At 66.7% G+C, this 18,222-nt stretch carries 17 protein-coding genes and 1 pseudogene; 12 read left to right on the forward strand and 6 right to left on the reverse strand.

From position 1 onward, the window contains the following. Positions 1-52: 52 nt before the first annotated feature. The gene (locus QE389_RS12395) at positions 53-1,105 is read right to left on the reverse strand and encodes an isoaspartyl peptidase/L-asparaginase family protein (protein ID WP_307367748.1); all 1,053 of its coding nucleotides are present in this window, start codon (positions 1,103-1,105) and stop codon (positions 53-55) included. A 267-nt stretch (positions 1,106-1,372) separates the two neighbouring features. Between QE389_RS12395 and QE389_RS12400 the strand changes: the two genes are divergently transcribed. Both QE389_RS12400 and QE389_RS12405 read left to right on the forward strand, forming a co-directional pair. Next, a complete protein-coding gene (locus QE389_RS12400; protein WP_307367751.1) occupies positions 1,373-3,037 on the forward strand; it encodes an FAD/NAD(P)-binding protein in 1,665 nt (554 codons plus the stop codon). Positions 3,038-3,048: 11 nt separating this feature from the next. Beyond that, positions 3,049-3,552, forward strand: coding sequence for a DUF1543 domain-containing protein (locus QE389_RS12405; RefSeq protein WP_307367754.1), 504 nt, complete (start codon positions 3,049-3,051; stop codon positions 3,550-3,552). Between the two features lie 16 nt (positions 3,553-3,568). On the opposite strand, the gene QE389_RS12410 is transcribed toward QE389_RS12405, so the two are convergent. Beyond that, positions 3,569-3,748 (reverse strand): hypothetical protein, encoded by a 180-nt coding sequence (locus QE389_RS12410; RefSeq protein ID WP_307367757.1) that lies wholly within the window; start codon positions 3,746-3,748, stop codon positions 3,569-3,571. 6 nt (positions 3,749-3,754) lie between these two features. Further along, a complete protein-coding gene (gene hppD / locus QE389_RS12415; RefSeq protein ID WP_373458315.1) occupies positions 3,755-4,903 on the reverse strand; it encodes a 4-hydroxyphenylpyruvate dioxygenase in 1,149 nt (382 codons plus the stop codon). Positions 4,904-5,231: 328 nt separating this feature from the next. Here hppD and QE389_RS12420 point away from each other — a divergent pair, with 328 nt between their 5' ends. The 4 genes from QE389_RS12420 (at position 5,232) to QE389_RS12435 (ending at position 7,843) form a co-directional block, all read left to right on the forward strand. After that, the gene (locus QE389_RS12420; protein ID WP_307367760.1) at positions 5,232-6,026 is read left to right on the forward strand and encodes a DUF805 domain-containing protein; all 795 of its coding nucleotides are present in this window, start codon (positions 5,232-5,234) and stop codon (positions 6,024-6,026) included. An 84-nt stretch (positions 6,027-6,110) separates the two neighbouring features. Further along, positions 6,111-6,686, forward strand: a complete 576-nt coding sequence (locus tag QE389_RS12425) for a YqaA family protein (RefSeq protein ID WP_307367763.1) — start codon at positions 6,111-6,113, stop codon at positions 6,684-6,686. Positions 6,687-6,725: 39 nt separating this feature from the next. Next, entirely contained in the window at positions 6,726-7,268 is a 543-nt protein-coding gene (locus QE389_RS12430) for a disulfide bond formation protein B (RefSeq protein ID WP_307367765.1), read from the forward strand. Positions 7,269-7,273: 5 nt separating this feature from the next. Further along, entirely contained in the window at positions 7,274-7,843 is a 570-nt protein-coding gene (locus tag QE389_RS12435) for a demethoxyubiquinone hydroxylase family protein (protein WP_307367768.1), read from the forward strand. Positions 7,844-7,994: 151 nt separating this feature from the next. Here the strand turns inward: QE389_RS12435 and QE389_RS12440 are convergent, their stop codons facing one another. Further along, a complete protein-coding gene (locus QE389_RS12440; protein WP_307367771.1) occupies positions 7,995-9,197 on the reverse strand; it encodes an acetyl-CoA C-acyltransferase in 1,203 nt (400 codons plus the stop codon). A gap of 76 nt (positions 9,198-9,273) precedes the next feature. Further along, positions 9,274-9,462: a hypothetical protein gene (locus tag QE389_RS12445; RefSeq protein ID WP_307367773.1), complete on the reverse strand. Its 189-nt coding sequence runs from the start codon at positions 9,460-9,462 to the stop codon at positions 9,274-9,276. Positions 9,463-9,485: 23 nt separating this feature from the next. Between QE389_RS12445 and QE389_RS12450 the strand changes: the two are divergent. The 6 genes and pseudogenes from QE389_RS12450 (at position 9,486) to aguB (ending at position 17,389) form a co-directional block, all read left to right on the forward strand. Continuing rightward, positions 9,486-10,645: pseudogene (locus tag QE389_RS12450) on the forward strand (OmpA family protein). A gap of 289 nt (positions 10,646-10,934) precedes the next feature. Next, positions 10,935-12,287 (forward strand): capsular biosynthesis protein, encoded by a 1,353-nt coding sequence (locus QE389_RS12455; protein WP_307367776.1) that lies wholly within the window; start codon positions 10,935-10,937, stop codon positions 12,285-12,287. Positions 12,288-12,446: 159 nt separating this feature from the next. Continuing rightward, entirely contained in the window at positions 12,447-14,897 is a 2,451-nt protein-coding gene (locus tag QE389_RS12460) for a TonB-dependent receptor (RefSeq protein WP_307367777.1), read from the forward strand. 196 nt (positions 14,898-15,093) lie between these two features. Further along, positions 15,094-16,101 carry an agmatine deiminase family protein gene (locus QE389_RS12465; RefSeq protein ID WP_307369085.1) on the forward strand — a complete coding sequence of 336 codons (1,008 nt, stop codon included), beginning with the start codon at positions 15,094-15,096 and terminating at the stop codon, positions 16,099-16,101. Beyond that, complete coding sequence (locus QE389_RS12470) at positions 16,098-16,493, forward strand: four helix bundle protein (protein ID WP_307367780.1); 396 nt, start codon at positions 16,098-16,100, stop codon at positions 16,491-16,493. Before QE389_RS12465 ends, QE389_RS12470 begins: the two co-directional genes overlap by 4 nt. Beyond that, the gene (aguB, locus tag QE389_RS12475) at positions 16,490-17,389 is read left to right on the forward strand and encodes an N-carbamoylputrescine amidase (protein WP_307367782.1); all 900 of its coding nucleotides are present in this window, start codon (positions 16,490-16,492) and stop codon (positions 17,387-17,389) included. Before QE389_RS12470 ends, aguB begins: the two co-directional genes overlap by 4 nt. Before the next feature lie 33 nt (positions 17,390-17,422). Here the strand turns inward: aguB and QE389_RS12480 are convergent, their stop codons facing one another. Beyond that, positions 17,423-18,163, reverse strand: coding sequence for an alpha/beta fold hydrolase (locus tag QE389_RS12480; RefSeq protein ID WP_307367785.1), 741 nt, complete (start codon positions 18,161-18,163; stop codon positions 17,423-17,425). Positions 18,164-18,222 lie beyond the last annotated feature (59 nt).

Here is an 18,222-nt window from a genome sequence, read left to right on the forward strand (position 1 = left end):
CTCGGTCTGGGGAAAAAGAGAGTCTAATTCGTCTAATTGTCTGAACGGGCGCTCAGGGTTCATCGGCATAGATGGCGACGCGGGCGGGGTCGGTTGAGGAGATGGCGCCGCGATACATGCCCGAGGTGGACATGGCGAAGGCGGGGCGGCCATCCAGGCTCATGACGATGGCGCCGCCCTTGCCGCCCAGACTGTCGGCGTCGGCGATCTCCGCCTGACCTGCGGCTTGCGTCGCCGCGCCTCCCGCAATCCGCGCGCAGATGTCGCGGGCGACGGTGGCGCGGATGAAATATTCGCCGTCGCCGGTGGCGGACACGGCGCAGCCGTCGCGGTTGGAGGCGTAGGTCCCCGCGCCGATGATCGGCACGTCCCCGACCCGGCCCCAGCGTTTGGCGGTCATGCCGCCGGTCGAGGTGGCGGCGGCGAGGCGGCCCTGGGTGTCCAGCGCCACGGCGCCGACCGTGCCGAACTTCTTCTCGTTCAGGGGCGGGGCGATTTCGGCGCCCTGATCGTGGGGTGAGGGGGCGCCGGCGGGGCGGTCGGGGATGGGCTGGCCGGCCTCGGTCAGGGCCTTGACCAGGCACTGCCAGCGCCGCTCGGTGAAGAAGAAGGCCGGATCGACCTGCTCCAGCCCGACCGAGGCGGCGAAGGCGTCGGCGCCGGGGCCGATCAGCATGACGTGGGGCGAACGCTCCATCACTGCGCGGGCGGCGGCGACGGGGTGACGGGTGGTGGTCAGGCCGGCGACGGACCCGGCGGTCAGGTCCGACCCGTTCATGACGGCCGCGTCCAGCTCGTTACGACCCGCTGCGGTGAAGACCGCCCCGCGCCCGGCGTTGAACAGGGGGTCGTCCTCCATGACCTGGACGGCGGCCTGGACCGCATCCAGCGCCGAGCCGCCGCCTTTCAACACCGCCGAACCCGCGTCCAGCGCGCCTTGCAGCGCCGCGCGATAGGCCGCGTCCTGCTCGGGCGTCAGGCTGGGCCGCTCGATCACGCCCGCCCCGCCGTGGATGGCCAGCGACCAGCGCGGCGTCTCCTGCGCCTGGGCCGATGCAAAACACAGCGCAAAGAGTGCAGTCAGCAGGGAGATGGCCGCGCGCATCACGAAACTCCTCCGGGCGCCCGAGCAGGGCGCGGGGCGCCCGTCGTCGGCAGGACGTGGTCTCGCCACTGTAGCCCAAGGTTCGTCCGTGTCAGGCCGATCACGCAAAGAAAAAGCGGATCGGCGACGATGACGCCTACGCGGCCTTGGCGACATTCCGTGTGCGATATCGCGCAGATCGGACGCGCTGGCTGGCCCGAGGTGGCTGTTCGCGCTGGAAAAACCGCTCGTCGTGGCGCCTTTGGGCGTGTTGCGCATTGTGGGGCCATGACGCCATCAATCGCCTTTGTAGGCGCGGGACCTACCACCCTCTACGCCCTTCACGCGCTGCTGTCCCAAGGCGCCGTCCCGGCGCGGATCACCGTGATCGAGGCGCGTAGCTCCGCAGGAGCGGGCAGCCCCTATAGCGCTGAATGGAACGACCGCGCGATGCTTTCGAACATCGCCAGCGTAGAGATTCCTCCCGTGACTGAAACCCTGGCGGAATGGCTGGCTTCGCGCACCCGGTCCGAGCTGAAGGCGCTTGATGTGGACGCCGCCTCGCTGGACGAGCGCAGCTTCGTGCCCCGTATCGCACTGGGCCGCTATTTCGAGGACCAGTTCGCGGCCATCGTGAAGCGGGCGCGGGCCGACGGCGTCGCCATCGAGGTCATGACCGACTGTCGCGTCGTCGACGCCGCCAATACGCGCGACGGAATCGAACTGACGTTCGTCTCGCCGCCCTCGCTTCGCGCGACCAAGGCGGTCTTCGACCATGTGGTGCTGGCCACCGGCCACCAGTGGCCATCGCGCCAGCAGAGACGACCCGGCTATTTCCTCAGCCCGTGGCCGGCCTCCGCGCTGGCGGACGTTCCGGCGACAGATATCGGCATCCGCGGCTCGTCCCTGACGGCCATCGACACCGCCGTCGCACTGGCGGGATCGCACGGCGCGTTCGTGCGACGCGGAGGACGGCTGGTTTACGAGCCCGCGCCGGACGCCCAGCCCTTCCGCCTGACCATGATGTCGCGCAAGGGCATCCTGCCGGAAGCGGACTTCTATTTTCCGCTTCCGCACGCGCCGCTCGAAATCTGCACCCCAGAGGCGGTCGCGGCCCTGACGGACCAGAACACGGGCCAGCTGCTGGACCAGGTGTTCGACCTGTTTCGGCGTGAGTTGATCCATGTCGATCCCGACTACGCCGCACAGACCGGGCTGGGCGAGGCGACGCTGGAGACGTTCGCCCAGGCCTATTTCGCGCGGCGGGCGACCAGCGACCCGTTCATCTGGGCCGCGCTTAACCTCGAGGAGGCGCGGGCCAATCACGCCTCCAAGATCACCGTGGCGTGGCGCGACGCCATCCTTCGCATGCATGAGGTGGTCGCCGTGATCGTGCCCCATCTGGATGCGGCGCAGTTCGACCGCTTCAATCGCGTGTTCAAACCGATCTTCGTCGACGTCTACGCCGGCGTCCCGCACGAATCGATCGAGCGGATGCTGGCCTTGCACCAGGCCGACAAGCTGGAAGTGCTGGCCCTAGGCGAAGACTACGACATCGACACCCACAATCCCCCAAGCGGGGCCGACGTCACGATCGCCGGACGCACCCGGCGTTTTCCGGTGTTCATCGAAGCGACGGGTCAGCAAGCCTTGGCCGCGATCCAGTTTCCGTTCCTTTCGCTGCTGGAACAGGGCATCGTTCGCGACGAGATCGCCAATGACGCCCCCGACGTGGTCCGTGGCATCGCCGTCGACGAGGTCTTTCGGCCCGTCGATGCGCCTTTGCCGCCGGATAGACTCTTTTGTCTGACGCTGCCGTTCCTGATGGGCCGCCACCCCTTCGCCCAGGGGATCACCAGTTCCTTTGAAATGGGGGGGATCGTGGGGCGCAGGCTGGCGTTGGTGGTCGAAGGCGACAAGCGAACGCCCCATCCCGCCGCCTCGGCGGCCTGAAGCGAGACCTGATGAAGCTGTTTGCGATCTACATCGGCGGGGAGCACCTCGGCGCCAACATCGAAGTGCATGACATGCGCTTCATCGCCGCCCCCTCGATAGAGGCCACCTACGACACCTTGCGTGCGCAATGGTGGGGCAAGACAGGCAGTCTGCACATCGACTGCTGGTCGGAGGTTTCGCACGCGGACGGCTATGACGTCAGCCTGCGTCCCGAGCCCTACGCCGGTGAGGAAAAGCTCTATTATGTGAACCTGGGCGGTTACGACGGCGTGTCCTTCGCCGAGCAGCACCGCAACGTCTTCGTCGTCGCCGCCACGGTTCAGTCCGCCAAGTCACGCGCCATAAAGTTGGCGTCGGGCTGGAGCGACGCCCATCGCGACGAGATGTACGAGGCGGAGCAGGCTTTCGCGCTGGATGCCGCCGCCCAGGCCCGGCGGATGCATATCCACCTGACGCCGCGTCCGATGTCCGGCGATCCGAGCTTCACCTGTCGCTACACCCCGCTCCGCTGACGCCAGAGGGCGCGCATCACCCCCGGTGATGCAGCCGCTTCCACACCTGATAGCCGACGATGGGGGTGAAGCCGCAGAGGAGGGCGGCGATCAGGACCATCCAGAAGCCGCCGCCCAGCCAGTATTCGCCGGCTAGGGCCCCGGCGCCGGCCGCCAGGACCGGGCCGAGCCAGGGCAGCCAGGCGGGCGGCCGCATCCGCATTCAGGCGTCGACCTTGATGACGCCGCGACGAATCTGGTCCAACTCGATGGAATCGAACAGGGCCTGGAAGTTGCCGTTGCCGAAGCCCTCGTTGCCCTTCCTCTGGATGATTTCGAAGAAGATCGGGCCGAAGGTGTCCTGGGTGAAGATCTGCAGCAGCAGGCCCTCTTCGTCCGATCCGTCGATCAGGATGCGGTTCTTGCGCATCCGCTCCACGTCTTCGCCGTGGTTGGGCAGGCGTTTGTCGATCAGCTCGAAATAGGTCTCGATGGTGTCCTGGAATTCCACGCCGCGTTCGCGCATGGCCTCCACCGTCTCGAAGATGTTCTCGGTCGTCAGGGCGATGTGCTGGATGCCCTCGCCGTTGTAGCGGCGGATGAATTCCTCGATCTGGGAGTTCTCGTCCTGGCTTTCGTTCAGGGGGATGCGGATGGCGCGGTCGGGCGCGATCATGGCCTGGGAGAACAGGCCGGTCGCCTTGCCCTTGATGTCGAAATACTTCTGCTCCTCGAAGTTGAAGACCGAGCCGTAGAAGCCCGACCAGGTCCGCATCTGGCCGCGACGGACGTTGTGGGTCAGGTGATCCAGCACCTCCAGCCCCATCGAATTCTTGCGCTCGGCCTCTTCCCAGCCCTCGATCTCGTCCCAGGCGTCATAGAGGGAGCCGGCGTCGCCATATTGGTCGACGACATAGAGCAGGCTGCCGCCGATGCCTTGCAGGATATAGGGATAGTCCCGGCCCGATTCCCCGCTTCCCAGGACCCCGCTTCCCAGGGCCCCGCCCTTCGCATCGGTCGCGGCCACGGCGCCGCGGGCCAGGGCGCCTTCGTAGGCGGCCTTGGCGTCGGCGACGCGGAAGGCCATGCCGTTGGCCGAGGGGCCGTGGTCGCGGGCGAAGTCCGCCGCCTGGCCCTGGGGCGAACGGTGGACCAGCAGGGTGATGTCGCCCTGCTTCAGGCGCACGACGTCGGTGGTCGGGTTCACATGGGTCTGGGTGAATCCCATCAGCTCCAGGCGCGAAATCATGGCCTCGGGTTCGGGGCCGGTGAATTCAACGAATTCGAAGCCGTCGACGCCCAGGGGATTGTCCTGGTCGATCTGCCGGGCCGTCGGCTGGCCCTCGGTCTGGACCTGGGTCATGTCGTTCATGGCGCGTCTCCCGCGTGGCTTTTGAGGCGACCGAACCCGAACGGGGGCCGCCGACTGGCGCGGAACCTAGTCACAGAAGACGACGGAGCCAAGACGCAGCCACAGGGACGTGATGATCGGGGCTCGGGCGGCCCGCCCCTTGAGGTTCGGCACGGTCACATCGGGCCTGCGGGCGACCCTACGCAGGTTCCGCATCGTCCCGCAGTCGACGTGGTCGCGCCCGAAGTCCGACGATAAGCGCAGGCCCGGAAGATTAACCGTGATGCTTCAGTCTTGGTTGATCGGCGTTCTTCTAAATGGCGCGACGTCCAGACCTTTATGAGCCGCCATGTCGATCCTGTTTCGTCCTCTTCTCCGCTACGCCGATTTCCAGGGGCGGGCCTCGCGCCGCGAGTATTTCGGCTTCATGCTGTTGCAGTATATGGTCGCGGGCCTGGTGCTGGCGCTGATGGTCGGCGCGATCCGGGGCGAGGACGGCCACGGGGGCGGGCTGGGCGGCGGACTGGCGGTTCTGGCGCTGTCGGGCGGGCTGGGCCTGTTGGGCCTGATGGCCGTGGGGCTGTTGATCCCGAACTGGGCGGTTCTGACACGTCGCCTGCATGACAGCGGAAAGTCGGCCTGGTGTCTGATGCTGTTGGCGCCTCATGTCCTGACCGTGGTTCTGGCGGCGGGCGCGTTCGGCGGGGCGATCCAGCATGCGGTCCAGGGCGTGGACGCCCGCGAGGCCGCGCCGGCCTTTCTGGCCGCCCTGGGCGGCGCCGGGGTGATGGCCCTGCTGGCGCAGGTGTGCGGCCTGATCCTTTTCATCCTGACCCTTTTGCCCGGCTCGGCGGGTGACAACCGCTTCGGGCCGGATCCGCGCCGTCTGACCCTGGCGCCGTCGGCGGGCCTGGCCCCAGCCTCGGGCCTGGCCCTGGACGAGGCGCGGTTGGAGGCCCTGTTCGAAGAGGCCCGTCGCGGTCTGAGCCAGAGCGCCGTCGCCGCGTCGCCCGTCTCGGGAACGACTTGGGGAACGGCTTCGGGGCCGCCTTCTGGGCACGGCCATGGGGCGATCGCGGGATGGGAGCGGCCGGCCTATGATCCGGGCGTGGCGCCCAGCCGCCCCTTCGGAAAGCGCGTCTGAGGCGTCACGACGCCGTGACGTCGGCGCCGCGCGTTGCTAGAGCCTGATCGGTTTAGACGGACCCGCGCCGCCACAGGGACATGCATGCTTCGCAAACTCTACGACTGGGTCTTCGAACAGGCGCGCAGGCCCTATGCGGAGCGGACCATGGCGGCGGTGTCCTTCGCCGAGGCGTCGTTCTTTCCCATACCGCCGGACGTCATGCTGGCGCCCATGATCCTGTCGCGGCCAGAGCGCGCCTATCGCTATGCGGCGGTCTGCTCCATCGCCTCGCTGCTGGGCGGGCTGTTGGGCTACGCCATCGGGGTGTTCCTGGAGCCGGTGGCGGTGCGGCTGCTGGACATCTTCGGCCACGGCGTGGACATGGCCGTCTATCAGTCGTGGTTCGCCTCGAACGGGTTTCTGGTCATCCTGGCCAAGGGGCTGACGCCGGTGCCGTTCAAACTGGTGACGGTGGCGGCGGGGATGGCGCATTTCCATCTGGGCCTGTTCATCCTGGCGGTGGCGATCACCCGGTCGGGGCGGTTCTTCCTGGAAGCCTGGATCCTGAAGACCTGGGGGCCGCCGATGCTGAAGATCGTGGAGCGCCGCCTGGCCCTGTCGTTCGTGATCGGGCTGGTGCTTCTGATCGGCGGTTTCCTGCTGTTGAAGCTTCTGTAAGTCGACGGCGGGGCGGCGGCGGAGTATGACCGGCACACGATGAGAGACCTGTATCGCCTTCTCACCCGCTGGTGGACCGCCTTCGCCCTGGCGGCGTCGCTGGCCATGCTGGGCGCGGCCCATGCGTTCGAGCAGTTCGGCGGACTGGCGCCGTGCAACCTGTGCCTGAAACAGCGCGAGGTCTATTGGGGCGCGGTCGCCGTGGCGGCCCTGGCCACGGGCTGGACCCTGTTCAGCGGCGGACGGCGGGGCACGCCCCGGATCGCCGCCTTCCTGCTGGCCGCCGTCTTCGCCACCGGAACGATCACGGCCGTCTTCCACATGGGCGGGGAATATGGCTGGTGGGCGCTGCCGGCGACCTGCGCTTCGGTCGGCGGCAAGGTCGATCTGGACAGTCTGACGGCCCTGGCCCTGGGCACGGGGCCGGCCGTCAAGGTCATCGGCTGCAGCGACGTGGCCTGGCGCTGGGGCCTGTCGATGGCCGGATGGAACGCTCTGATCTCGGCCGCGCTGGCGGTGTTCAGCCTGTTGGCCGCCAAACGCCCCAAGGACGCCCGCGCACCCCGTATCGAAAAGAGCTGAGCCGCATGAGCGACGCCGCCCACATCCCTCTGCCGCGCCCCGGCGCCGGCGCCGACAAGGCCCGGATGGACGAGATTCTGCGCGTCGATCATGCCGGGGAATACGCCGCCGTCCTGATCTATCGCGCCCAGCGCGCCGTGTTCGAGGGGCGAAAGGGCCGGGACGGCGTCGTCCACGACCTGGCCGAGATGCAGGATCAGGAGGCCGTCCATCTGGCCCGGTTCGACCGGCTGCTGAACGCGCGGCGGGTGCGCCCCACGGCGATGACGCCCCTGTGGCGGCTGGCGGCCTCGGCCCTGGGCGCCGGCACGGCCCTGATGGGGGAAAAGGCGGCCCACGCCTGCACCGAGGCGGTCGAGAGCGTGATCGAGAAACACTACGCCGATCAGATCGCCGAGATCGGCGAGCGCGACCCGGCCCTGGCGGCCGAGCTGAAACAGTTCCGCGAAGAGGAACTGGCCCACCACGACCACGCCATCGCGCACGGCAGCCGCGAGGCGCCCGCCTATCGCCTGCTGTCCAGCGTGATCAAGGTCGGCTGCAAGGCTGCGATCAGGATCAGCGAGAAGGTTTGAAGGCGGTCGCCCTTCTTTCTTTCGTCATCCTCGCCCTCGTGGCGAGGATTCCTACTCGGTGCGTCCGCAGAGTGCGTCGCCTTCGAACGCCGGGCGTCTGGATCCCAGGGACAAGCCCTGGGATGACGCGGTAGGGAGCGAACGACTCGCCTCAGTAAATCTCGAACAGCCCGGCCGCGCCCATGCCCCCGCCGACGCACATGGTGACGACGCCGTATCGGGCGCCGCGCCGTTTGCCTTCGATCAGGACGTGGCCGGTCATGCGCGCGCCGGACATGCCATAGGGGTGGCCGATGGAGATGGCGCCGCCCGAGACGTTCAGCCGGTCGTCGGGAATGCCCAGGGTGTCGCGGCAATACAGGACCTGCACCGCGAACGCCTCGTTCAGCTCCCAGATGCCGATGTCGTCGATGGTCAGGCCGTGGCGCTTCAGCAGCTTGGGCACGGCATGGACCGGGCCGACGCCCATCTCGTCCGGCTCGCAGCCCGCGACGGCCATGCCGCGATAGGCGCCCAGGGGCTGAAGGTTGCGCTTGACCGCCTCGCCGGCCTCCATGACCACGCAGGCCGAGGCGCCGTCCGACAGTTGGGACGCATTGCCGGCGGTGACGAACGCGCCCTGCTGAATCTCCTCGCCGCCGCCGAACACGGGCCTCAGCGCCCTGAGGCCCTCCAGGGTGGTGTCGGGGCGGTTGCCTTCGTCCCTGGACAGGGTGATCGGCTTCGATGCGGTCTGGCCCGTGGCCTTGTCCATCACCAGCATGGAGGTGGTCATCGGCACGATCTCGGCGTCGAACCGTCCGGCCTCCTGCGCGGCGGCCGTGCGCTGCTGGGACTGCAGGGCGTATTCGTCCTGGGCGTCGCGGCTGATCCCATAGCGTCGGGCGACGACCTCGGCCGTCTCCAGCATCGACATATAGATGTGGGGCGACAGCTTCAGCAGCGCCTCGTCCTTCATGCGATAGAGGTTCATGTTCTGGTTCTGCACCAGGGAGACGCTCTCCAGCCCGCCGCCGACCGCCATCTTCTGCTGGTCGAAGAGGACCTGTTTGGCCGCCGTGGCGACGCCCATCAGACCCGAGGCGCACTGGCGATCCAGGCTCATGCCCGGAACGCTGGCGGGCAGGCCAGCGGCCAGGGCGATCTGGCGCGCCACGTTCGTGCCTGTTCCGCCCTGTTGCAGCGCCGCGCCCATGACGACGTCCTCGATCTCGGCCGGATCGACGCCGGCGCGCTGGACCGCGTGGCGCACGGCGTGGGCGCCCAGCTGCTGGGGCTGGGTGTCGTTGAAGGCCCCGCGATAGGCGCGGCCGATGGGTGTGCGGGCGGTGGAGACGATGACGGCTTCGCGCATGGGGCTTCCTTCCTGTTCGCGCCGCTTGAATGCGGCGTCGGCTGTGCCTTTCGAACCCTAGGCCCCTCACCCCGCGTCAAGGCAAGGTCTTAACCAAGGCAAGCGCGGCCGAAACATCGCCGGTCTTCGTCATTTTGGCGTTCCACTGCCGTTTATTGTGTTGGAATGGCGCCACAGTCGCCACAATCGTCGCTATAAGCGGGAACCGCCCCTCGCTGACGCCGTTCGGCTCGGGAACGCCGTGCAACAGCTCGGCTTCGGGCAAATTTTCATTGAGTGAGGATGCATATGAAGAACCTTCTTCTCGCCTCCGTCGCAACCGTCGGGCTGTTCGCAGCTGGTGCGGCGTCGGCGGAACCGAACGGCTGGTACGGCGCGGTCGACGCCGGTTATCAGTGGATCGACAAGATCAACGCCGAGTCGTCGACGACGGGCGCCAACTGGAACTGGGAAGTGAACGACGGCTGGGCCGCGTTTGCGCGCCTGGGCTATCGCTTCAACCCGAACTGGCGCGTCGAACTGGAAGGCGGCTATCGCTCGGGCGACATCGGCACCGTGCGCGCCGTTTCGGGCACGCAGGGCCTGTGCAACCTGACGCCGGCCACCGGCGGCTGCTTCTCGCCCGAAGGCGACATCGAATCGGCCACCCTGATGGCGAACGTCATCTATGACTTCGGTTACGAAGCCTGGGGCGTGCGTCCGTTCGTCGGCCTGGGCGCCGGCGTGAACCGCGTGAAGGTCGATACGGTCGGCGCGCTCCGCGCCAACCGCGGCGCCAGCTTCGCTGCGGACGACACCTCGACCAAGTTCGCCGCTCAGGCGATCGCCGGTCTGGCCTGGGCGATCAGCGACCGCGCCAACATCGACCTGACCTATCGCTATCTGACGGGCGACGCCTCGTGGGATTCGAGCACGGTCGGCACGGGCGCCGGCGCGACCAGCTTCGGCACCTGGGACGGCGACTACGATCAGTCGCACACCGTGACCCTGGGTCTGCGCTACAGCTTCGGCGCCGAAGAGGCCCCGCCGCCTCCGCCCCCGCCGCCTCCCCCGCCGCCTCCCCCGCCCCCGCCGCCGCCTCCCCCGCCGCCGCCGGTGGTGCAGAAGCCGGCCGCGCGTCAGTTCGTGGTCTATTTCGACTGGGATCGTTCGGACCTGACGGCGGAAGCCCGCTCGGTCGTGACCCAGGCCGCCAACTACGCCAAGTCGGGCAGCCCAACCCGCGTGCTGATCGTCGGCTACACCGACACCTCGGGTTCGGCCGCCTATAACCTGGGCCTGTCCAACCGTCGCGCCCGCACCGTGGCCGACGCCCTGGTCGCTCAAGGCGTCAACGGCGGGGCGTCATCGCCCTGGACGGCAAGGGCGAGACCAACCTGGCCAAGCCGACCGCCGACGGCGTGCGCGAACCGCTCAACCGTCGCGCGACCGTCGACATCAACTTCTAAAACCCCAACGACATCCGGCCCGGAGCCCTTCCGGGCCGGACATCCAAACGGGACCAAGAAGGTCGATAAGGTGGAGAACCGCTCCGATACCCGAGAGGGCGGGGCGGTTTTCTTTTGCCGGAGCCGGTGTGTTTTTATTCTGCATCACTTGTGCGACGCCGTGCAGGGCTGGGGCTTTTCCGGTTGATCGCCGCGACCTGGCGGGCGAGATAATCCCCCTGATGGCCAAGGGTTACAAACGTGCTGATTGCATGACGGATGCGAGCGTCGACACGGGGTCTTCGTTCTGATGGCCGATGTCCGCCAGTCCTCCGGGGCCTTTCACGGGCGTCGTCGGGGCCGTTATCGGCTCCGCGCCGAAGCCGCCGTCAGGGCGCCGTCGCGGGCAAGAGCGCCGGCTGTATCGCCCCTCCTGGCGAGCGCGCCTTCAAAGGTCGATCTGGGCGCCGTCGCCCTGGCCGGGCGCCGGTTTCTGATCGTCACGGCGCCCTTCGGTCCCTTTTCGGGCGCTCTGGCGGACGTGCTCGAGGCCCGAGGCGCCTCGGTCAATCGGATGATCTTCAACGCCGGCGACGCCATGAACTGGCGCCGACGCGGCGGGATCGTCTTCAGAGGCTGCGCCCAGGCCTGGGGAGAGCGTCTTGGGCGCATCGCCCAGGATTTCACGGATATCGTCCTGTTCGGAGAAGGCGGCGCCTACAATCGCGCGGTGGTCACGGCCGGCGACCGTTTGGACGCGCGCATATGGGTGATGGAAAACGGCTATTTCCGACCCGACTGGATCACGGTCGAGCGCAATGGCGTCAACGGCTCCAGCGCCCTGCCCCGGTTCGCCCAGGGCTATCCGGCGCCTGCGCCGCCGTTGGTCGAGCCTATGTCGGTCGGCAAGATTCTGCCGCATCACGTCGTGAACATCAGCGCCTATCATGTGGCCCAGGCGCTCGGCGCCGTCCTGTTCCCGCGCTATGTGAACTATTACACCGCCTCGCCGCTGACCCAGTGTCTGGGCCATGTCCGGCGGTATCTGGGCCTGGCCTTCCGTTCGCGGAAATCCTGCGAGACGGAGTTGATCGCCGCGCGCGGTCCCTTCTTCATCGCCTGTCTCCAGCGCGAGGGCGACGCTCAACTGCTGCGCTATTCGCGTTATGCCGACAATACGGCCTTCCTGGCGACCGTCATCACCAGTTTCGCACGGCAGGCGCGACCCGAAGATCGACTGATCGTGAAAAACCACCCGCTGGACCCAGGTCTTGTGGATCTGGAGGCGGTGACGCGCCGTCTGGCGGCCGAGCGGGGCGTGGAGGATCGGGTCGACTTCATCGACGGCGGCAATCTGGCGGCCCTGTGCCGGGCCTCGCGCGGCATGATCGTCAACAATTCCAGCGCGGCCCTGTCGGCCCTGGGCTTCCACACGCCGGTCAAGGTGCTGGGCGACGCCTTCTTCGATTTCGAAGGGCTCACGGATCAGAAGCCCCTGGACGCCTTCTGGAGCGCGCCCCAGGCGCCGGACGCCGCCCTGTTCGCCCGCTTCCGCGCCCATGTGATCGCCCAGAGCCAGGTGAACGGAAACTTCCACGAGCCGCGCGCCATTCCGCGCACCGCCGCCGGCGTCGCCGCCGTGTTCGAGCGAGCCAGCGATTGACCGTCACCGGGTGTGGCGCCCGCACCACCCCTCTGTGCTGTCATATCAATGTCACATAACTGTCGTCCGACATTCGGACATAGGACGTAGAGGGGGCAGCATAGAGGCAGGTGACTCACACTTGCCACCTTCACGCCTTTCCATCTGGGGATAGATGCAATGACCAACCGTAAGCGCCTCATCTGGGCGACCACCGCTCTTGCCAGTTCGCTCGTCTTCGTCGGCGCCGCCTCGGCCCAGTCCACCGGCACTCAGGCGACGGAAGTCCAAGAAGTGGTCGTCACCGGCACGCGCGGACCGCGCACCATCGACGGCGCCATCGTTGCGGAAAGCGTCGGCAAGTCGCGCTCGACGGTCACGCAGGAATTCATCGAAACTCAAGCCGCCGGTCAGAGCATCAACGAAATTCTGAACCTGGTTCCGGGGATGAGCTTCACCAACAACGACGCCTATGGTTCGTCGGGCGGCAATATTCGCCTGCACGGCTTCGACGGTCCTCGCATCGCCCAGACCTTCGACGGCATGCCGCTAAACGACTCTGGCAACTATTCGCTCTATACCAACCAGATGCTCGACAGCGAACTGATCGGTTCCGCTTCGGTCAACACCGGCACGACCGACGTCGATTCCCCGACCGCCTCGGCTTCGGGCGGCACCATCAACATGTCTTCGATCGCTGTTCCGTCCGAGTTTGGAGGCCGCATCAAGGGCTCGCTGGGCGACAGCGATTACCGTCGGGTCTTCGCTCAATTGAACACGGGCGAAGTCGGTCCCTTCGGCACTCGTGCCTGGCTGGCCTATTCGGACCAGTCGTACGACAAGTACAAGGGTCGGGGTGACCTGAACAAGACGCAGTACAACTTCAAGATCTTCCAGCCGATCCGCGACAACGGCGACTTCGTCTCGCTGGCCGGTCACTGGAACCGCAACCGCAACAACAACTATGCGGACCTGCAACTGCAACGCAACGCTGACGGTTCGGCCAGCCTGGCCAATGGTTTGACCTGGAACAGCGACTTCGACACGAACTACACGGCTCCGACCTATCGCAACGGCCAGGCCGATGTCGACGGCAACGGCAACCGTTTCTGGGCTCTGCGTCAGAATCCCTCGGACACCGGCAACCTTCGCGCCCAGTCGCGCTTCACCCTGCTCGACAACCTGATCTTCACCTTCGACCCGTCGTTCCAGTACACGCTGGCGACCGGTGGATCGGGTCAGTTCGTCCTGTCGGAAATTGACCGTTTGATCCGCGGCTCCAAGACCACGGGCGGCGTTGACCTGAACGGTGACGGCGACACGCTGGACAGCGTCCGCATTCACTCAACCAACGTGACGCATACTCAGCGTTACGGCATCAGCTCCTCGCTGATCTGGAAGCTGTCGGACACGCAGACCCTGCGCGCCGCCTATACGCTGGACGACGCCCGCCACCGTCAGACCGGCCTCTATGGTCGGATTGATTTCTCGAACCCGTCTGAGCCGCGCTTCTTCGATCCGTTCGCCGGCTTGCATGACGATGCTCATCGCATCGTCAACCTAGATGGCTACGAACTGCGCGCGCGCGACCGTCTATCCTACGCCATACTGAACCAGTTCGCCTTGGAATATGCTGGCCGCTTCTTGGAAGACACCGTGCGCGTGAACGTCGGGCTGCGCGTGCCGTACTTCAAGCGCGAGATGAACCAGAACTGCTACTCGCAGTCCAAGAGCAGCGCGGTTGTCTGCACGACCGAAACTGCGGTCAAACAGACGGACGGCACCTACAAAGTCGGCACGCGCACGCAGAGCTACATTGCTCCATATTCGCGTGACGTGAAGTTCGATGACGTCCTGCCGAACGTGAACGTCAGCTGGAACTTCTCTGGCGCTCAGTCGGTCTACGCCTCTTTCGCTCAGTCGCTGACCCTGCCGCGCACCGACAACCTGTACACCGTCTTCTTCGACGCTAAGGGTGCAATCACCTCGCCGATCACCGCGCCGGAAAAGACCACGACCTACGACCTGGGCTACCGTTACCAGACGGGGACCCTGATCGCCTCGGCCAACGTGTGGTACACCGAGTTCAAGAACCGCATCGTGTCGCGCTACGACCAGGATCTGGGCGTTTCGTTCGACTCGAACGTCGGTGACGTCAAGCTGTACGGCTTCGACTCGCAGGTCGGCTGGTCGCCGATGGAAGGTCTGTCGCTGTACGCCACGGCTTCGTACACGGACTCGGAAATCGCCAACGACTATCTCGACGGCACGAACCTGATCAAAACGGGCGGCAAGTCGCTGACCGAGACGCCGGATTGGACCTTCGGTGGTCGCGTCCAGTACGAAACCGGCCCGCTGCAACTGGGCGCTCAGGTCAAGTACACCGGCGAGCGTTGGGTAACTGACGTCAATGACCTGTATACGGATGCGTATACGGTTGTTAATGCCGATGCCAAGTTCGATTTGGGTTACTTCGGGTACAAGAACTCCAGTCTTGAACTGAATGTTGTGAACCTGTTCGACGAGAAATACTTCGGTTCCATTTCTGGTGCGACGGACGCTACCAAATCTACCTATGCTTACCGTGGCGCCCCGCGCACTATCCAAGCGACGGTCACTTACGCCTTCTGATCTGACGTCCATATCGACAATGGAAGGGGCGGTCCGTTCGCGGGCCGCCCTTTTTCTTGCCTCGGGAGATGATGCGGCCCGGCGTTGAAGTCGGGGGCGCTTGGGGCCATATGGCGCGGCTCGCGTTTCGCCCGCGGACGCCTTGGGCCGCACAGACAGGATCCGTTCGCCGATGACCGCTCCCAGCCCCGCCGCCATTCCCGCCGCCATCCCCGCAGAATGGGCGCCGCACCGCGCCATGTGGGTGGGGTGGCCCAGCCATGCGGAATACTGGTTCGAGGCGCTGGAACAGGCGCAGGACGAGGTCGAGGGGCTGGTGCGGGCGCTGGCCGGGCCGGGCCGCGAGCAGGTCAGGCTGATGGTCGGCAAGGGCGAGGTTCTGGCCGACGCCCAGGCCCGCTTTGCCGGCGTCGAGAACGTCGAGGTCGTCGCGGGAACCTTCGGCGACGTCTGGCTGCGTGACACCGGGCCGATCTTCGGCGCGGGTTCGAAGACGGCGGCGGCGTTCCGGTTCAACGGCTGGGGCGGCAAATACGACATGCCCGGCGATGATCGGGTCGCTGGCCAGATCGGCGAACATTCAGGCGTCGAACTGACCTGGAACGACTTCGTCATGGAGGGCGGGTCGCTGGATCACGACGGGGAGGGGACGGTCCTGACCACCCGCCAGTGCCTGCTGAACCCCAACCGCAACCCGGCCTGGAACCAGGACGAGGCCGTGGCGACCGCCGCCCTGGAAAAGGCCGTCGGCGCCAAGGTCGTGGTCTGGCTGGGCGACGGCCTGCTGAACGACCACACGGACGGGCACGTCGATAACCTGGCGCGGTTCGTCGCACCGGGCGTGGCGGCCTGCCCGATCGCCTGGGGCAAGGACGATCCGAACGCCGAGGTCTATGACGCCACGGCGCGCGATCTGGCGGCGGTCGTGGACGCTGCCGGGCGCAGGCTGAAGGTCGTGCGCATCCCGTCTCCGGGCCTGGTTCTGGACGAGGACGAACGCCCGATCCCGGCCAGCCACATGAACTTCCTGATCGCCAACGGCGCCGTGATCGTGCCGACCTATGGCGACGACCAAGCCGCCCGGTTCGCCTGCGCCGCCCTGGCCGACGTCTTCCCCGACCGCGAGATCGTTCCCCTGCGGTCCAACGCCATCCTGACGGGCGGCGGCTCGTTCCACTGCATCTCCCAGCAGGAGCCGGAATGAGTGGCGAGTGGCGAGTGGCGAGTGGCGAGGTCCGCCACTACCGCGACCTGCTGGTCTGGCAAAAAGCCCTGACGTGGGTTGAGCTTGTTTATGCGGACAGCCGCAGTTGGCCATCCGACGAGCGGTTCGGCCTGATCAGTCAGGTCAGGCGCGCGGCTGTGTCCGTGCCGTCCAACATTGCCGAAGGTTGCGCGCGTCGCAGCACGCCCGAGTTTCTGCGCTTCCTTTCCATCGCCCGCGGCTCTCTGGCCGAGGTGGAAACCCAGCTCATCCTTGCCCAGAGGCTGGCCTATATCGAGGAGGCCGCACTCACGCGGTTGCTCGAAGCCGCCGACGAAATCAGCCGTATGCTTTCCGGCCTCATCTCCAAGCTCGAGGAGCGCACGAAATGACTTCCCTCGCCACTCGCCACTCGCCACTCGCCACTCCGAGAACCATCACCGTCGCCGGCATCCAGACCTCTTATGGCGAGGACATGCAGGCCAATATCGCCAAGACCATCGCCTTCGTGCGCGAGGCGGCGGGCAGGGGTGCGCAGGTGATCCTGCCGTCGGAACTGTTCCAGGGGCCGTATTTCTGCGTGTCGCAGGAGGAGCATTGGTTCAGCCACGCCTATGAGTGGCGCGAGCATCCTTGCGTCACGGCCCTGACGTCGGTGGCCAAGGACCTGGGCGTGGCGATTCCGGTCTCGATCTTCGAGAAGGACGGGCCGCAGTATTACAACTCCCTGGTCATGCTGGACGCGGACGGAGAGGCGCTGGGCGTCTATAGGAAGAGCCATATTCCCGACGGCCCCGGCTATCAGGAGAAATACTATTTCCGGCCCGGCGACACGGGCTTCAAGGTCTGGAAGACGCGCTTCGGCAAGGTGGGGGTCGGCATCTGCTGGGACCAGTGGTTCCCGGAATGCGCGCGGGCCATGATGCTGATGGGCGCCGACGTCCTGATGTATCCGACCGCCATCGGCACCGAGCCGCACGACGCGACCCTGCATACGGCCGAGCCGTGGCGCCGGGCCATGCAGGGCCATGCGGTGTCCAACGCCGTGCCCGTGGTCGGGGCGAACCGGATCGGGCATGAGACGGTGACGGACGTGGGCCAGACCTTCTACGGCCATTCCTTCATCGCCGATCAGCAGGGGGCGCTGGTCGAACAGTTGGGCGCCGAGGAAGAGGGGGTGCTGGTCCACCGCTTCGACCTGGACGAACTGGATCGGTATCGCGCGGCCTGGGGCTTTTTCCGGGATCGTCGGACGGACCTGTATGGGGCGCTGACGGGCGGGCGCTGACCTGATCCTCCTCCGCGTCAGCGGGGGAGGATTTTAGGGACGCATCGACTCCACCGCCGTGACCAGCCGGTCCAGGTCGGCGGGCGACGACAGCCGGTGGTCGCCGCCTTCGATCAGGTCCAGGCGCACGTCGCCGCCGGTCAGGCGCTCGACCAGTTCGACCTGATGGCGCCAGGGCACGACATCGTCGGCGCGGCCTTGCAGGATGTGGACGGGGGCGGCGATGGAGATGGGGCCGTACAGCAGCAGCCAGGGCTGAGCCTCCTCGAACATGCGCCGCGTCAGGACGTATTCGCCCAGACCGTCCTCGACGATCAGGGTCTCGCCCTCGCGCAGGATGGCCTGGCGCTCATGATCGGCCAGGCCAGGCCACATCAGCCTTTCGGTGAAGTCCTGGGCCGGATTGACCAGGACCAGGCCCTTGATCCGTTCGGGCCGCGCGAGGGCGGCCAGCAGCGAAACCCAGCCGCCCATCGAGGAGCCGACCGGGATGATCGGGCCGGGCAGGCTGTCGATCAGGGCGACGGCGTCCTCGCGCCAGCGGCCGATGGTGGCCTGTCTCCAGTCGCCGGAGGATTGGCCATGGGCGAAATGATCGTAGCGGACGTAGTTCCAGCCGCGTTCGCGCGCCGCCGCGTCCAGGGCCAGGGCCTTGGTCCCCTCCATGTCCGAGCGGAAGCCGCCGAACCAGATCACAGTCGGGCCGGAGCCGTCGATGCGGCGATAGGCCAGGGTTTCGCCGTCGGGGCGGGACAGGTGCTGGATGTCGGTCATGGACGGTCTTGTGCCTCGACTTTTCTCTTGCGTCATCCTCGGCCTTGACCCGGTTCGTC

The sequence above is a fragment of the Brevundimonas sp. SORGH_AS_0993 genome (assembly GCF_030818545.1).
Taxonomy (GTDB): Bacteria; Pseudomonadota; Alphaproteobacteria; order Caulobacterales; family Caulobacteraceae; genus Brevundimonas.